This window comes from Variovorax sp. UMC13 (assembly GCF_014170375.1).
Taxonomy (GTDB): Bacteria; Pseudomonadota; Gammaproteobacteria; order Burkholderiales; family Burkholderiaceae_C; genus Variovorax.
In genome coordinates, this window is sequence record NZ_LZZW01000012.1 from 296,815 (window position 1) to 311,531 (window position 14,717).

Consider the following 14,717-nt stretch of genomic DNA (forward strand, 5'->3'; position numbering starts at 1 on the left):
GACACCGAAGAAAGGTCGTGGCCCGGGCCACGCACGCCCATGCACGGCGGCACCCGAACCGGAAGCCGGATCGGCCACAGCCCCGGACGCGCGCGCAGGCTAGTCACCGAACATCTTCTGCTTGAGTTCGCGGCGTTGCTGCGCTTCGAGCGACAGCGTGGCGGTCGGGCGGGCCAGCAGGCGGCCGACGCCGATCGGCTCGCCGGTCTCGTCGCAGTAACCGTAGTCGCCGGCATCGATGCGCTGGATCGACTGCTCGATCTTCTTGAGCAGCTTGCGCTCGCGGTCGCGCGTGCGCAGTTCCAGCGCATGCTCTTCCTCGATGGTGGCGCGGTCGGCCGGGTCCGGCACGACGACGGTGTCTTCGCGCAGGTGCTCGGTCGTTTCACCGGCGTTCTCGAGGATGCCGCGCTTGAGTTCGACCAGCTTCAGGCGGAAGAACGCCATCTGCTTCTCGTTCATGTACTCCGCGTCGGGCATGGCGATGACCTCGGCGTCGAGCAGTTCCTCGGCGCTCTTGGTCTTCCAGTTGTTGGCCAGCTTCGGGTCCTTCTTCACGGCCACGTGCGGCGGCGGCACCAGGGCGGTCGAGACGATCTGGGTGAAGCTGGACTTGGCGGCGGTCGAGGCGACCGACTGGGCCATCGAGGGCACGGTCAGTTGGGACAGGCGCGAGACCCGTCCGCCGCGGGCGGCGGGCGCTGGCGGCGTGGCGTTGTTCGCGGTCGAAGTTGTCGCCGGGGCGGTGGTGGAGGCGGCAGCCGTCTTTTTCATGGGGGTCGGGGGAGCTGGAAGAACGGCAGCGGAACTGCCGACAGGTTTGGATGACGATGGGCCCACGCCTGCAGTCTTGGTTGCAGCAGCGACAAGCTTGGCGGATTTTTTCGCAACGGTCTCGGCCTTGGCCGGTGATGCTGCGGACTTTTTGGAAGCGCTCTTCTCCTTCGAGGCAGAAGCCGGGGCGGTGGCGGAAACCTTCTTGGCCGCAGGGGTCGCCTGCTTGGCAGCCGCCGCATGCGTTGCTGCGGCGGGCCGGGTGGCGGGCGTTGCCTTGGCGGCGGGTTTCTTCACGGTGACTGGCTCCTTGAACGAACTGGAACGCGCTTTCACTGGGTGTCTCCTCCCATGGGAGCCCCGAGGGCCCCCGTTGTCGAGGTGCTCGCCTGTCGGCGAACCCCGGGGTTATACCCCTTAAAGCTCTCCAGAAACACGCGGCACCCCGTGCCGACAGCCACATCCCGTCGTGCGGGACCCGTCTGGCTCTCGGAACAGGCGCGCGATTGTATAGAGAACTCGGGGGCGCGGGCCATAGGGTGGGGGCGCCATCGTCCGGCCCCGGACGCCCGCCGCCGGGATGGCCCGCAAGACCTTGGAGAAAAAGGCTGTATGGAGGCGCCCCAAAGCCAAACGGCGCGCCCCTCGCGGGACGCGCCGTCGTTCAGGGCCGAAGCCGCCGCGGGATCAGACCAGGCACTGGTCCAGGCCCTGCACCAGGATGTCGCGCGGCAGTTCGATGCCGATGAACACCATGCGGCTGTTGCGCGCCTCGTCCGCACCCCATTCCGGACCCAGGTCGCTGCCCATGAGCTGGTGCACGCCCTGGAAGATCACCTTGCGGTCGGTGCCCTTCATGTTCAGCACGCCCTTGTAGCGCAGCATGCGCGGGCCGTAGATGTTGACGATGGCGCCCAGGAAGTCCTCGAGCTTGGCCGGATCGAAGGCGCGGTCGGCCTTGTAGACGAAGCTCTTGACGTCGTCGTCATGGTGGTGATGGTGGCCGTGGCCTTCGTGCTTGTGCGAGGGATGGTCGCAATGCTCGCCGTGTTCGTGGTCGTGGCCCGCGTGATCGTGGTCGTGGTCGTCTTCCTTGAGGAAGTCGGGGTCGATGTCCAGCTTGGCGTTCAAGTTGAAGCCGCGCAGGTCGAACACGCTGGAGAGCGGCACTTCGCCGAAATGCACCTTCTGCTGCGGGGCGCGCGGGTTCATGTGCTTCAGGCGATGGATCAGCGCGTCGGTCTCCTCGGCCGACACCAGCTCGCTCTTGCTGATGAAGATCTGGTCGGCGAAGCCCACCTGGCGGCGTGCTTCCTGGCGGTCGTTGAGCTGCTGCGGCGCGTGCTTGGCGTCGACCAGCGTCAGGATCGAGTCGAGCAAATAGCTCTCGGCGATCTCGTCGTCCATGAAGAAGGTCTGGGCCACCGGGCCGGGGTCGGCCAGGCCGGTGGTCTCGATCACCACGCGGTCGAAGTCCAGCAGGCCCTGGCGCTTCTTGGCGGCCAGCAGCTGCAGCGCCTCGCGCAGGTCTTCGCGGATGGTGCAGCAGACGCAGCCGTTGCTCATCTGCACGATCTGCTCCTTGGACTCGGTCACCAGGATGTCGCTGTCGATGTTCTCCTCGCCGAACTCGTTCTCGATCACGGCGATCTTCTGGCCGTGGGCCTCGGTGAGGATGCGCTTGAGCAGCGTGGTCTTGCCCGAGCCGAGGAAGCCGGTGAGGATGGTGGCGGGGATGAGGGCCATGGGATGCTCCGGAGGGTCGAAAACGGGAAAGGGCAGAAAGTTTAACGAGGCGGGACTACACCCGCTGGCGCAAGGGCAAAGCCTACTTGCGCACCACCACCAGGCCCTTGAGGTACTCGCCTTCGGGGAATTCGATGGTCATCGGGTGATCGGGCGCCGCGCCCAGGCGCTCGCTGATGTAGCCGTCCACGCCCGCGTCGATGCCGGCCGAGGCCACGATCTTGTGGAACAGGTCGGCGCCGATGCCGCCCGAGCAGGAGAAGGTCAGCAGCACGCCGCCCGGCGCCAGCAGCTTGAGCCCGAGCCGGTTGATGTCCTTGTAGGCGCGCGCGGCGCGCTCGGCATGGGCCACCGTGGGCGCGAACTTGGGCGGATCGAGCACGATCGCGTCGAAAGTCCGGCCTTCCTCGATGAAACGGCGCAGCGAGGCGTTGACGTCGGCATCGAGGAACTGCGCGTTGGCGCCCTCGAAGCCGTTGAGCGCCAGGTTGGCGCGTGCCCGGTCGAGCGCGGGCAGCGAGGAATCGATGGAGGTCAGCTCGGCGCCCTCGATCGCGCCGGCCGCCTTCAGGCCGGCCAGCGCGGCCACGGTGAAGCCGCCCGTGTAGCAGAAGCAGTTGAGCACGCGGCGGAATTTGCGGTGCTGCGCCATCTCGGCGAAGCGCTGGCGGCTGTCGCGCTGGTCGAGGTAGAAGCCGGTTTTGTGGCCGGTCGCGATGTCCAGCGACAGCCGCCAGGCATGCTCGCGGATCACCTGCGCGGTGTCGCCCTCGCCGCGCAGCCAGCCGGTGACGGGCTTCAGGCCCTCGCGTTCGCGCCCGCTGGCGTCGGAGCGCTCGTAGAGCTTCGACAGCCCCGTGGCGGCCAGCAGCGCATCGGCCAGCACCGGCTTCCAGCGCTCGACGCCGGCCGACAGGAACTGCGCGACCAGCGTGTCGCCATAACGGTCGACGATCAGGCCCGGCAGGCCGTCGGCCTCGCCGTGCACCAGCCGCACGCCGTCGCTCTGCAGGTCGAACAGGCCGCGGGCGTCGACCGCCTTCTTCACCCGCTCCTGGAAGAAGGCCGCGTCGATGCGCTGCGTCTCCACGAAGCTCCAGGCCCGGGCCCGGATCTTCGAAGCCGGGCTGGTCGAGGCCCAGGCCAGGAACTGGCCCTCGCTGGACTCGACGCGCACCGTCTCGCCCGCGTCGCCGCTGCCCTTGGCGATGGCCGAATCGAACACCCAGGGATGGCGCCGCAGCAGCGAGCGCTCCTTGCCAGGCCGCAGCCGCAATGCCTTCATTTGTCTTTTGCTTTCGTCTCGGGGGAATCGTCGTTGCGCGCTTTCGCGCGGGGATGGGCGGCGTCGTAGGCCCTGGCCAGGTGCTGGAAGTCCAGCCGGGTGTAGACCTGCGTGGTCGTGATGTTGGCGTGGCCCAGCAGCTCCTGCACCGCGCGCAGGTCGCTGCTCGATTGCAGCACATGGCTGGCGAAGGAATGGCGCAGCATGTGCGGATGCACCGGCGCGGCCAGGCCGGCCTTGAGGCTGCGCGCGCGGACCTGCTTCCAGGCGGCCTGCGGCGTGAGGCGCATGCCGGTGCGGCCGATGAACAGCGCCGCGGCGCTGGCCGGATCGCGCAGCGCCGCGGCCGCCAGCGCGGGCGCATCGGCGCGCACCGCGAGCCAGGCGCGCAAGGCTTCGGCCGCCTTGGAGCCGACCGGCACGCTGCGGCGCTTGCCGCCCTTGCCCAGCACATGGGCCTCGCCCGCAGCCAGGTCGACCCAGCCCGCGGCGTCGCGGTTGGCGTGCAGGTCGAGGCCGGTGAGCTCGCTCACGCGCAGGCCGCAGCCGTAGAGCATCTCGACCACCGCGCGGTCGCGCGCCTCGGTCCAGGGGTCGGCCTCGGCGTCATGCCATTCGGCCAGCCGCACCGCGTCGTCGACCGCCAGCGCCTTGGGCAGCGGCCGGCCGGCCTTGGGTGCGCGCACGTCCTGCACCGGGTTCGAGGCCACCAGGCCTTCGTGGCCCAGCCAGCGGTAGAAGCTGCGCCAGCACGACAGCACCAGCGCGATGCCGCGCGGCTCGCGGCCGGCACCGTGCAGCTGCGCCATCCAGCGGCGCACATGGGCCGCGGTGACGCGCTGGACGCCGAGCCGGGCCTCGGCGATCTTCGCGGCCAGCAGCCGCAGGTGCTCGGCGTAGATGTCGAGCGTGCGTGTGGCCAGCCGGCGCTCCACGCGGGCGTGCTCGAGGTAGCGCGCGATCAGCGCCTCGTCGGTGGGATGTTGTTCAGCCATGGCCATGCGCAGCGGGGTTCACGGTGGCAGGGCCCGGCGGGCGCTCAGGGCCGCAGGCGCGACAGCGATGCCGACGCGAGTTCGGCGATGCGCTCGAGGAAATCGGTGCCCATGTCGGGGTTGAAGCGCTGCGAGTCGGGCGAGGCCAGCACCAGCATGCCGAAGGCCGGCGATTCGGGGTCGGCCCGCAGCGGGATCATTGCGATCGACACCGCCGCGCGCGCGTCCTCCAGCCAGCCCGAGGCCTCGAAGCCCGAATTGAGCCCGCAGTACGGCGCGCTCAGCGAGGTGGCCAGCGCCTTCACGTCGTCGCTCACCCACTGGGCATAGGCCTCGTTCTGGTAGGCGGCGTCGCAGTCCCAGAGCTTGATCGCGGTCTGCGGCACCATGAAGAAGGCGCGCAGGTCGTCGGTCAGGCTGTAGGGCAGGCCGCGCGGATCGCGCGCGGTCAGCAGGCCGCGCGTCCAGCGCTGCATGCGGTCGGCCGTCATCGCGTTCTCGGTGCCGTGGCGCACCATGTCCATCAGCCGGTGCTCGAGCGCCTTGATCTTCTCGCGCAGCATCTCGGCCTGGCGCTCCTGCAGGCTCACGGCCCGGCTGCCGTGCGGGCTGGTGAGCTGCACCTGGGCCAGCAACTGCGCATGGCGCTCGAAGAAGTCGGGCGTGTTCGCCAGGTAGTTGGCGATGTCGTCCTCGGTGATCGGGTTCATGGCGGCGTCGTTGTAGGAGGTGGTCATTCAGGGTTCCATGAGGACGGGTCAACCGGCTGCATCAGCCGAGGTGGGCAGACGACACGCAGTGCGCGCGGCTCAGATTTCCGGAATCTCGATGTCGCCGGCAAAGACGGTGACGGCCGGCCCGGTCATGCGCACCGGCTGGCCCAGGCCCTGCCATTCGATGGTCAGCAGGCCGCCGCGCGTCTCGACGTCGACCCGCGCGTCGAGCCGGCCCGAGCGGATGCCCGCCACCACCGCCGCGCAGGCGCCGGTGCCGCAGGCCAGGGTCTCGCCCGCGCCGCGTTCGAACACGCGCAGCCGCACGTGGGTGCGGTCGACGATCTGCAGGAAGCCGGCGTTCACGCGCTGCGGAAAGCGCGGATGGTGCTCGATCAGCGGGCCCTGGGTGGCCACGGGCGCGGTGTCGACGTCGTCGACGATCTGCACCGCGTGCGGGTTGCCCATCGACAGCACCGCCAGCGCGACGATCGCGCCCTCGGCATGGGTCGACAGCGCCAGGTGCCAGTTCTCCCAGCCGCCGTCGGCCTGCGGCGTGAGGCCGGCCGCGTCGAAGGGCACGCGCGCCAGTTCGAAGACCGGGGCGCCCATGTCGACCGTGACGCGGCCGTCGGCGTTCATGCGCGGCTCGATCACGCCGGACAGCGTCTGCACCCGCACCGCGTCCTGGGTCGTGAGGCCCTGCTCGCGCACGAAGCGCATGAAGCAGCGCGCGCCGTTGCCGCACTGCTCCACCTCGCCGCCGTCGGCGTTGTGGATCACGTACTGGAAGTCGACGCCCGCCGCGGGCGAGGGCCGCACCGAGAGGATCTGGTCGGCGCCCACGCCGAAGTGGCGGTCGGCCAGGAACTGGTACTGCGCGGTCGACAGGCCGAGCGGCGCACGGGTCTCGTCGAGCACGACGAAGTCGTTGCCGGCGCCCTGCATCTTGGTAAAGCGGATTCGCATCGTCGGATTATCCGCCGCGCGCGCTTGCCCCTGCTCAGGCCTCGCCCAGCCGCGCACCCAGGAAATCGAGGAAACAGGCGATGCGCGCCGCCAGCTGGGTGTTGCGGTAGTACACCGCGTTGATCGGCTGGCGCACGTCGACCGTCTCCTTCGCCAGCACCTGCACCAGGTCGCCGCGCTCGCGGTCGGGCCCGGTCATGAAGTCCGACAGGCAGGCGATGCCCACGTCCTGCAGCGCCAGCTGGCGCAGCGTCTCGCCGTTCGACACCGTGATGTCGGGCGTGATCGGCCACTCGTCACCGTGCGCGCCGCGCAGCGGCCAGCGGTTGAGCGATTCGGGCTGGGTGAAGCCCAACAGCGTGTGCGGCGCCAGGCCCAGCACGCCCTTGGGCTTGCCCTGCGCGGCAAGGTAGGCCGGGCTCGCGAGCAGCCGCAGCCGGCTGGTGCACAGCGGGCGCGCATGCAGCGTGGAGTCGCGCAGCACGCCGATGCGGATCGCGATGTCGGTGCGGCGTTCGAGCAGGTCGATGTTGAGCTCGTCGGTGTCGAGCTCCAGCGTGATCTCGGGGTAGCGGCGCCGGAACTCGGGCACCAGCGGCACGATGGCATGCAGCATGAAGGGCGTGGCCGCATTGACCCGCAGCCGCCCGGCCGGCTTCTGGCGCCGCGCCGCCATCTGCTCCTCGGCATCGTCGATCGAGGCCAGGATCGCGCGCGTGCGGCCCAGGAACAGCGCGCCCTCCTCCGTGAGCTCGATCCGGCGCGTGGTCCGGCGCAGCAGCGTGGTGTCGAGCTTCTTCTCCAGCCGGCCCAGCGCGCGGCTCACGCCGGAGACGGTCTGCTCCAGCTGGTCGGCCGCGGCGGTCAGCGAGCCGGTGGCGACGACGGCGGCGAAGGCCTGGAGTTCTTCGAGGGTGGTTTTCATGGGGAAGCTTGGTGCATAGGAGTCCGATGAACCAAGGAAAAAAACGTTGCCTGACAACGACTTGGAAAGAGAACCCGGCAGCTTTGGCGCATGGCCTTGGCGCTGGCACCCTCGATAGCCCGCGATTTGAACCAAGTCATGGGAGCCGATAGCGCGTACCGCTGCGCACCCCTTGCGGCGCCAAGCGCCCGTCCTTGACGAGTTGCTCGACCGCTCGGCGAACACGGGAACGCGGGATCTCCTGGCCGATGCGCTGGTGGACCTCGCCGATCCTCGACTGCGGATAGCGCCCCACGTCTTCCACGATGAGCGCCAGCAACCGATGCGGCTCGATGCGCTGGAGCGTGGTCTGCCCCGCGAAATCGAGGCTGCGCAGCAATCCTGGATCGACGAAGTAGCGCGTGGCCTGGGTGCGGCCGACGCTCTGCACCAACTGCCACGCCAGCAGGCGCCTGATCCAGGGCTGCAGCGCGTCCACGTCCGGCAACTCGACCCGGGCGGCCAATTCGCGGGCCGTCAGTGCGTCATGCTGCGCCAACAAGCCCAAGGCGATGCGCTCGCGCTGCGTGAGCTGATAGCTCTGGTCCGCCTTGGCGATGAAGTCGATGACCTCGGGCTTGAGGATGCGGCGATACACGGTGACTTGCACGCGGTCATGCGTCTCGATCAGCTCCGGCGCAGGCCGGCCCTGTGACAGCAGCACCTCGTAGATCTTGTCGATGCCGCTGCCCTCCCGCTCCATCAACTTCAGGTCATGGAACAACCGGGCGAGATGCTCGTTGCGGCGCACGGTCGTATGCAGCACGTTCTGCGGCGTGACACCCAGCGGCAAGAGGCCGGGATTGACGATCTCCAGGCGGTCGGGGTGCAGGTTCAGGAAGATGTCGCCGCGCTGGGTGTAAGGCCGGTGTACCAGCGCATTGACCAGCAGTTCGCGCACCACGATTTCATCGAAGGCTGGCACGCTCTGGCGATACAGGCCGTCGGGCAGTTCGTAGCGCTCGCGGAAATCCGGCACCTGCTGCCAGACTGCTTCGATGAGCGACATCGGGCTCAGCGCATGGTCGTCCCACACCAGCTTGTTGACCTTCTGGCCGTGCGCGTCGTACTTGATGAACTGAACGACCGGGGCGGTCGCCAACCGGGCGCGCTGGGCCGGACGCCCAAGGCAGAGCAGGCCCAGATGGGTGAGGTGTCCCTCGGATGCAAGAAGGTAGTGGGACAAGAGCTCAGGATCGGACTTTTCCTTAACCGAGGATTTGACGCGATCGGACATGCGCAGCGCATGCAGCAGCCCGTCAAGCTGGGCACCATCCGCCTCGGCGCTGGAAACACGCAGGCTGACCTGTGTCTCCCATGGCAGCGTCGAACGCTCGCTGGCCAAGCGCATCACATCGTCGCCGGTGACGGGCTTGCTCTGGTCGGCCACCCGCAGGAAGTAACGGCCGTCCGTGGTGGACGCCACCGCCAGCGCGCGCGGAATGCGCAGTTCGACGTACTGCCCACCGCTCGCCGCCGTGACGACATCGGGCAGCACGGTCACGTTGACGGTGCGCTCGCTCAACTTGCGTCGAAGGGTGTCCGGCAAGTCGGGAGGAATTTTCTGACCGCTCGGCGGCACCGTCTGACCATCTTCAATGCCGATCAGCAAACGGCCGCCCGTTGCATTGGCGAAAGCCACGCAATCCTTCGCGACTTCGTTCCAGTCGGCCGTGCTGCCCGTCACCGCGCGCAAGGACTTGCAGTCGAGGAGTTGTCCTTCCTGGCTCAAACGATGCCTCCCGCAACGTGTTTCATGGGTTCCTGCTCGGCGTCGGCGGATCGTCGGCCTCTTCGACCCGCACCTCGTCGGCGCGCCAGTTTAGAGCCTCCCGCGAAGCCCGTCGCAGCCCCTGTCGCTGGGCAATGATCGATGGACCGGCACGTGAGGCCGCCGATGACTATTGATTTTCTCGCAAGTATCTTTGGTGAAAAACCGTCTTTTTCTGCAAGGACCCCAGCCTCAGACTCCACCCCATTCCCAAGGAGTCCCTTCCATGCCCATCGCCCTGCTCGCGCTGACGCTCAGCGCCTACGCCATCGGCACGACAGAGTTCGTGATCGTCGGCCTGCTACCCACCGTCGCCGCCGACCTCGGCATCGGCCTGCCCTCGGCCGGCCTGCTGGTCAGCCTCTACGCACTGGGCGTCGCCATCGGCGCGCCGGTGCTCACCGCCCTCACGGGCAAGCTGCCGCGCAAGGCGCTGCTGCTCGGCCTGATGGCCCTGTTCACGGTCGGCAACCTGCTGGCCTGGCAGGCGCCCAGCTACGAGACGCTGGTGGCCGCGCGCATCCTGACCGGGCTCGCGCATGGCGTGTTCTTCTCGATCGGCTCGACCATCGCCACCGGCCTGGTGCCGAAGGAGAAGGCGGCCAGCGCGATCGCGATCATGTTCACCGGCCTGACGGTGGCGCTGGTCACGGGCGTGCCGCTGGGCACCTTCATCGGTCAGCACTTCGGCTGGCGCGAGACCTTCCTGGCCGTGTCCGCCCTCGGCGTGATCGCCCTCGTCGGCAGCTGGATCTTCGTGCCGAACAACATCCGCCACACCGCCCCCGCCTCGCTGGTGGAGCAGGCCAAGGTGCTGGCCGAGCCGCGGCTGCTGCTGGTCTACGCCAAGACGGCCATCGGCTACGGCGGCACCTTCATTCCCTTCACCTTCCTGGCATCGATCCTGACCGAGGTCTCGGGCTTCAGCGCCGGTGCGGTGGGATGGGTGATGCTGGTCTACGGCATCTCGGTGGCCGCGGGCAACATCTGGGGCGGCAAGCTGGCCGACCGCATGGGCCCGATCCCCGCGCTGAAGATCATCTTCGCGCTGCTGGCGGCCGTGCTGCTGGTGCTGCAGTTCACCGCGCCGCACAAGTGGCTGGCGCTGGCCACGGTGCTGGCCTGGGGCGCGGTCGCCTTCGGCAACGTGCCGGGCCTGCAGGTCTACGTGGTGATGCAGGCCGAACGCTTCACGCCGCAGGCGGTGGACGTGGCCTCGGGCCTGAACATCGCGGCCTTCAACCTCGGCATCGCCGGCGCGGCCTGGGCCGGCGGCCTGATCGTCACCCACCTGGGGCTGATGCACACGCCCTGGATCGGCGCTCTGGTGGTGCTGGTCTCGCTGGCCCTGACACAGTGGAGCGGCAAGCTCGACCGGCGTGCCGGCATCCCGCTGCGCTCCAGCGGCCCGGTGCCGGTCGGCCACTGACGCCTTTGCCACAGCCGCGGGCTTCGCTGCGCGCAGCCCGCATGTTCCCGGCCCCTCGAAGGGGCCAAATCCGATCCCCCGGCATCCACGAAGCGATCCGCCGGATCATCCACGCAAGAGAAAGAAACGCCTCATGAGCACGCACAACACCATCCCCGCCTTCGGCCTCGGCACCTTCCGCTTGCAGGACCAGGTCGTGATCGACTCGGTCAAGACCGGCCTCGAACTCGGCTACCGCGCGATCGACACCGCGCAGATCTACGGCAACGAAGCCGAGGTCGGCCAGGCCATCGCCGAGAGCGGCGTGGCCCGCCAGGACCTGTTCATCACGACCAAGATCTGGACCGACAACTACGCGCAGGACAAGCTGGTGCCCAGCCTGAAGGACAGCCTGGCCAAGCTGCGCACCGATCAGGTCGACCTGACGCTGATCCACTGGCCCTCGCCCGGCAACGCCGTGCCGGTGGCCGAGTTCATGGGCGCGCTGGCCGAGGCCAAGGCGCAGGGCCTGACGAAGCACATCGGCGTGTCGAACTTCAACATCGCGTTGATGAAGGAAGCCATCGCCGCCGTGGGCGCCGACGCCATCGCGACGAACCAGATCGAGCTCTCGCCCTTCCTGCAGAACCGCAAGCTGGTCGAGTTCGCGAAGAGCCAGAGCATCCACATCACCTCGTACATGACGCTGGCCTACGGCAAGGCGCTGCAGGACCCGGTGATCGGCGCCATCGCCAAGGCGCACGACGCGACGCCCGCGCAGGTGATCCTGGCCTGGGCGATGCAGCTGGGCTACGCGGTGATCCCCTCGTCCACGAAGCGCGAGAACCTGGCGAGCAACCTGCTGGCGCAGCAGCTCACGTTGAGCGATGCCGACATGGCGCAGATCGCCGCGCTCGAGTGCAACGGCCGGCTGGTCAGCCCCGACGGCCTGGCACCGGCCTGGGATTGAGCGCCATGTCACACGACACGCTGCCCTTCGTGGGCCGTTCCTTCGAGATCCGCTACGGCACGGCCATGACGGTGCGCAACAGCTACGCCGGCGACGGCCGCACCATGACCTACGAGGTCACCGAGGGCGAGTTCGCCGGGGCCACGGCCACGGTGCAGTACGAGGCGGTGGCGCTGTCGCCGGGCCTGTTCGCCCTGTCGTGGCAGGAAGCCGACCGCGGCGTGGTGGTGCACCTCGACGACTTCTCGGCCGGCAGCTCGCGCAGCTTCTACACCACCGCGGGGCTCGAACTGTTCCGCATGGCCGGCACGCTGACGCGCATCGAACAGCCCGCGCCATGAGCACCGCGCCCGAATACATCCGCACGCCCACCGGCTACCTGATGGTGCTGCGCCAGGGCGCGGACGTGTTCGCGCGGCTCGAGCACCTGGCGATCGCGGAAGCGATTCCGTCGGCCAGCTTCACCGGGCTGGGCTTCGTGCACGCGACCTTCGGCTTCTGGGACGCGGCGAAGAAGGTGTTCGAGCCGCAGACCTTCCGCGACGTCGAGCTCGGCAGCCTGGTCGGCAGCCTGGCGTGGAAGGAGGGCCGGCCCTCGGTCCATGCCCACGGCGTGGCGGCCGGGCGCGATTTCCGCGCCTACGGCGGCCACCTGCTGGGGCTGGAGGTCGGCACCGGCTCGCTCGAGCTCACGCTGCTGCTGCACGACAAGCGCCTCGAGCGCGCCATCGACGAGTGCCTCGGCGCCAACGTGCTGGGCCTCTGACACATCGCGCGGGCAGGATGCCGTCGACCATCGACGGCACCGATCCTGCTTGCGCATCCTTCATTCAACGAACGGCCCCCCCATGAAATCCACCTGGTCCCTGCTGGCGCTCGCCGTCGGCGCCTTCGGCATCGGCACCACCGAGTTCGCGCCCATGGGCCTGCTGCCCGTGATCGCCGACGGCGTGCAGGTGTCGATCCCCTCCGCCGGCCTGCTGATCAGCGCCTACGCCATCGGCGTGATGGTGGGCGCGCCGCTGATGACGCTGGCGCTCGGGCGCATCCGCGTCAAGGCGGCGCTGATCGCGCTGATGAGCATCTTCGTGCTCGGCAACCTGCTGTCGGCGCTGGCGCCCGGCTACTGGACGCTGCTGGCCGCGCGGCTGGTCACCAGCCTCAACCACGGCGCCTTCTTCGGCCTCGGCTCGGTGGTGGCGGCCAGCCTGGTGCCCAAGGACAAGCAGGCCAGCGCGGTGGCGACCATGTTCATGGGCCTGACCATCGCCAACATCGGCGGCGTGCCCGCCGCCACCTGGATCGGCCAGCAGATCGGCTGGCGCATGGCCTTCGCCGCCACGGCCGGCCTGGGCGTGCTGGCCATCGCGGCGCTGGCCTGGGCGCTGCCGCGCGGCGAGGCCGGCCAGATGCCCGAGGTGCGCAAGGAGCTGCGCGTGCTGAGCCAGCCCGAGGTGCTGATGGCCATGGCCACCACCGTGATGGGCGCGGGCGCGATGTTCACGCTCTACACCTACGTGGCGCCGGTGCTGCAGAGCCTGACGCATGCCTCCACCGGCTTTGTCACGCTGGCGCTGGTGCTGATCGGCATCGGCTTCACGATCGGCAATGCGCTGGGCGGCCGGCTGGCCGACTGGTCGCTCGACGGCGCCACCCGGCTGTTCCTGGCCGCGCTGGCGGTGATCATGCTGGCCCTGCCCTGGCTGCTGCCCAGCCACGCCGGCGCGCTGGTCGGGCTGCTGGTGTGGGGCATCGCCACCTTCGCCATCGTGCCGCCGGTGCAGATGCGCGTGATGCAGGCCGCGGCCGGCGCGCCGGGGCTGGCCTCGTCGGTCAACGTCGGCGCCTTCAACCTGGGCAATGCGCTGGGCGCGGCCGTGGGCGGCGGCGTGATCTCGGCCGGCCTGGGATATGCCGCGGTGCCGATCGCGGGCGCGGCGCTGGCCGGCGGCGGCCTGCTGCTGGTGCTGGGCGGCGCGGCCCTGCGTCGGCGCCAGGCCGCGGCGAGCGCGGCTTGAGCGCCGGGACGGCCCGTCGAGCACACCGGCGGCGCGTTGCCGCGGGCTTGACCCATGCGCTTCCAGGGTTGCGCCCGCCCGCCTAAGATGCCGCTCCGCCCACGACGACCCTGCCCATGACCGCCGTCGCCGCATCGCCCAGCCGATTTGCCCGCCAGCTCGCGCACCAATACGGGCTGGACGCGGTCGCGGCCGCGAGCGCCGGCACCCGGCCGCTGGACATGGTGCGCATGCACTACGAGCAGCCGCATCTGTTCGTGCTGGCACCGCTGCCGGCCGACGATGCCTTCGTGGTCAGCGTGGAGCTGTCGCGCGCGGGCAGCCGGCGCTTCTTCCAGGGCGATGCGCAGACGCGGCTGGGCCTGATGGAGGTCGGCGCGGTGCACATCGCCGACCTGGCGGCCCGGCCCGCGGCCTATGTCTGCAGCCCCTTCCATTCGGTGCTGTTCCGCATCACGCGCGCGGCGATGGACGACTTCGCGCGCGATGCCGGCCAGGCCCCGGCCACGGCGCTGCGCTGCACGCCCGGCATCACCGACCCGGTGCTGGCCCATCTGGCGGCCGCCCTGCTGCCCTCGCTGCAACGTCCGCAGGAAGCCTGCCCGCTGTTCCTCGACCAGATGGCGCTGGCCCTCTACGCGCACGTGGCCCACACCTATGGCGACTCGGCGCAGCGCACGGCGACCGCGCCGGGCCGGCTGGCGCCGTGGCAGGAGCGGCGCGCCAAGGAACTGCTGGGCACCGACCTCGCGCGCGAGCTGTCGCTGGCCGAAGTGGCGGCCGAATGCGCGCTCTCGCGCAGCCATTTCGGCAAGGCCTTCAAGGCCAGCACCGGCCTGGCCCCGCACGCCTGGCGCATCGGCCGGCGCATCGAGGCCGCGCAGGCCATGCTGGGGCGCGACGACGCCTCGCTGTCGGAGATCGCCATCGCCTGCGGCTTCGCCGACCAGAGCCACCTGACACGCGCCTTCAGCGCGCGCGTGGGCCGCTCGCCGGCGCAGTGGCGGCGCATGCGCCGGACTTAGGGGCGCGCGGTCAGCACCCCGTCAGCAACCCGCGTCGTCGGCGCTGCGGGAACCACTAAGATTTGCGCCGGCGCGCGGT

14 protein-coding genes are annotated in these 14,717 nt (G+C 69.6%); 6 read left to right on the forward strand and 8 right to left on the reverse strand.

The annotated features are described in order from the left end of the window. Positions 1-99 precede the first annotated feature (99 nt). From dksA to A9977_RS09925, 8 genes are all read right to left on the reverse strand, one after another. Positions 100-774 carry an RNA polymerase-binding protein DksA gene (gene dksA / locus A9977_RS09890; RefSeq protein WP_259651882.1) on the reverse strand — a complete coding sequence of 225 codons (675 nt, stop codon included), beginning with the start codon at positions 772-774 and terminating at the stop codon, positions 100-102. 687 nt (positions 775-1,461) lie between these two features. Further along, a complete protein-coding gene (locus A9977_RS09895) occupies positions 1,462-2,520 on the reverse strand; it encodes a GTP-binding protein (RefSeq protein WP_183024654.1) in 1,059 nt (352 codons plus the stop codon). Between the two features lie 82 nt (positions 2,521-2,602). Beyond that, complete coding sequence (locus A9977_RS09900; protein WP_183024655.1) at positions 2,603-3,805, reverse strand: class I SAM-dependent rRNA methyltransferase; 1,203 nt, start codon at positions 3,803-3,805, stop codon at positions 2,603-2,605. Beyond that, complete coding sequence (locus A9977_RS09905; protein ID WP_405054678.1) at positions 3,802-4,800, reverse strand: tyrosine recombinase XerC; 999 nt, start codon at positions 4,798-4,800, stop codon at positions 3,802-3,804. The genes A9977_RS09900 and A9977_RS09905 overlap by 4 nt, the downstream gene beginning before the upstream one ends. A gap of 44 nt (positions 4,801-4,844) precedes the next feature. Continuing rightward, positions 4,845-5,537, reverse strand: coding sequence for a DUF484 family protein (locus tag A9977_RS09910; RefSeq protein ID WP_183024657.1), 693 nt, complete (start codon positions 5,535-5,537; stop codon positions 4,845-4,847). A gap of 72 nt (positions 5,538-5,609) precedes the next feature. Next, positions 5,610-6,482: a diaminopimelate epimerase gene (gene dapF, locus A9977_RS09915; RefSeq protein WP_183024658.1), complete on the reverse strand. Its 873-nt coding sequence runs from the start codon at positions 6,480-6,482 to the stop codon at positions 5,610-5,612. Positions 6,483-6,516: 34 nt separating this feature from the next. Next, the gene (locus A9977_RS09920) at positions 6,517-7,407 is read right to left on the reverse strand and encodes a LysR substrate-binding domain-containing protein (RefSeq protein WP_183024659.1); all 891 of its coding nucleotides are present in this window, start codon (positions 7,405-7,407) and stop codon (positions 6,517-6,519) included. 136 nt (positions 7,408-7,543) lie between these two features. Then, entirely contained in the window at positions 7,544-9,178 is a 1,635-nt protein-coding gene (locus A9977_RS09925) for an ATP-binding protein (protein WP_183024660.1), read from the reverse strand. 265 nt (positions 9,179-9,443) lie between these two features. Here A9977_RS09925 and A9977_RS09930 point away from each other — a divergent pair, with 265 nt between their 5' ends. From A9977_RS09930 to A9977_RS09955, 6 genes are all read left to right on the forward strand, one after another. Then, positions 9,444-10,646 (forward strand): MFS transporter, encoded by a 1,203-nt coding sequence (locus tag A9977_RS09930; RefSeq protein WP_183024661.1) that lies wholly within the window; start codon positions 9,444-9,446, stop codon positions 10,644-10,646. Positions 10,647-10,779: 133 nt separating this feature from the next. Beyond that, positions 10,780-11,595 (forward strand): 2,5-didehydrogluconate reductase DkgB, encoded by an 816-nt coding sequence (gene dkgB, locus A9977_RS09935; protein ID WP_183024662.1) that lies wholly within the window; start codon positions 10,780-10,782, stop codon positions 11,593-11,595. A 5-nt stretch (positions 11,596-11,600) separates the two neighbouring features. Continuing rightward, the gene (locus A9977_RS09940) at positions 11,601-11,936 is read left to right on the forward strand and encodes a MoaF-related domain-containing protein (RefSeq protein WP_183024663.1); all 336 of its coding nucleotides are present in this window, start codon (positions 11,601-11,603) and stop codon (positions 11,934-11,936) included. Beyond that, positions 11,933-12,361 carry a PPC domain-containing DNA-binding protein gene (locus A9977_RS09945; RefSeq protein WP_183024664.1) on the forward strand — a complete coding sequence of 143 codons (429 nt, stop codon included), beginning with the start codon at positions 11,933-11,935 and terminating at the stop codon, positions 12,359-12,361. The genes A9977_RS09940 and A9977_RS09945 overlap by 4 nt, the downstream gene beginning before the upstream one ends. 82 nt (positions 12,362-12,443) lie before the next feature. Then, positions 12,444-13,613 (forward strand): MFS transporter, encoded by a 1,170-nt coding sequence (locus tag A9977_RS09950; RefSeq protein WP_183024665.1) that lies wholly within the window; start codon positions 12,444-12,446, stop codon positions 13,611-13,613. 116 nt (positions 13,614-13,729) lie between these two features. Next, on the forward strand, positions 13,730-14,638 hold the full coding sequence (locus A9977_RS09955) for an AraC family transcriptional regulator (RefSeq protein WP_183024666.1): 909 nt from the start codon (positions 13,730-13,732) through the stop codon (positions 14,636-14,638). Positions 14,639-14,717: the final 79 nt, after the last annotated feature.

Excerpts from the sequence above, each read along its gene's own strand:
- A9977_RS09910 (WP_183024657.1), bottom strand. The coding sequence starts at position 5,537 with ATGACCACCTCCTACAACGACGCCGCCATGAACCCGATCACCGAGGAC.
- A9977_RS09895 (WP_183024654.1), bottom strand. The coding sequence starts at position 2,520 with ATGGCCCTCATCCCCGCCACCATCCTCACCGGCTTCCTCGGCTCGGGC.
- A9977_RS09950 (WP_183024665.1), top strand. The coding sequence starts at position 12,444 with ATGAAATCCACCTGGTCCCTGCTGGCGCTCGCCGTCGGCGCCTTCGGC.
- A9977_RS09955 (WP_183024666.1), top strand. The coding sequence starts at position 13,730 with ATGACCGCCGTCGCCGCATCGCCCAGCCGATTTGCCCGCCAGCTCGCG.
- A9977_RS09930 (WP_183024661.1), top strand. The coding sequence starts at position 9,444 with ATGCCCATCGCCCTGCTCGCGCTGACGCTCAGCGCCTACGCCATCGGC.
- dkgB (WP_183024662.1), top strand. The coding sequence starts at position 10,780 with ATGAGCACGCACAACACCATCCCCGCCTTCGGCCTCGGCACCTTCCGC.
- A9977_RS09900 (WP_183024655.1), bottom strand. The coding sequence starts at position 3,805 with ATGAAGGCATTGCGGCTGCGGCCTGGCAAGGAGCGCTCGCTGCTGCGG.
- A9977_RS09940 (WP_183024663.1), top strand. The coding sequence starts at position 11,601 with ATGTCACACGACACGCTGCCCTTCGTGGGCCGTTCCTTCGAGATCCGC.
- A9977_RS09905 (WP_405054678.1), bottom strand. The coding sequence starts at position 4,800 with ATGGCTGAACAACATCCCACCGACGAGGCGCTGATCGCGCGCTACCTC.
- A9977_RS09945 (WP_183024664.1), top strand. The coding sequence starts at position 11,933 with ATGAGCACCGCGCCCGAATACATCCGCACGCCCACCGGCTACCTGATG.
- A9977_RS09920 (WP_183024659.1), bottom strand. The coding sequence starts at position 7,407 with ATGAAAACCACCCTCGAAGAACTCCAGGCCTTCGCCGCCGTCGTCGCC.
- dapF (WP_183024658.1), bottom strand. The coding sequence starts at position 6,482 with ATGCGAATCCGCTTTACCAAGATGCAGGGCGCCGGCAACGACTTCGTC.
- dksA (WP_259651882.1), bottom strand. The coding sequence starts at position 774 with ATGAAAAAGACGGCTGCCGCCTCCACCACCGCCCCGGCGACAACTTCG.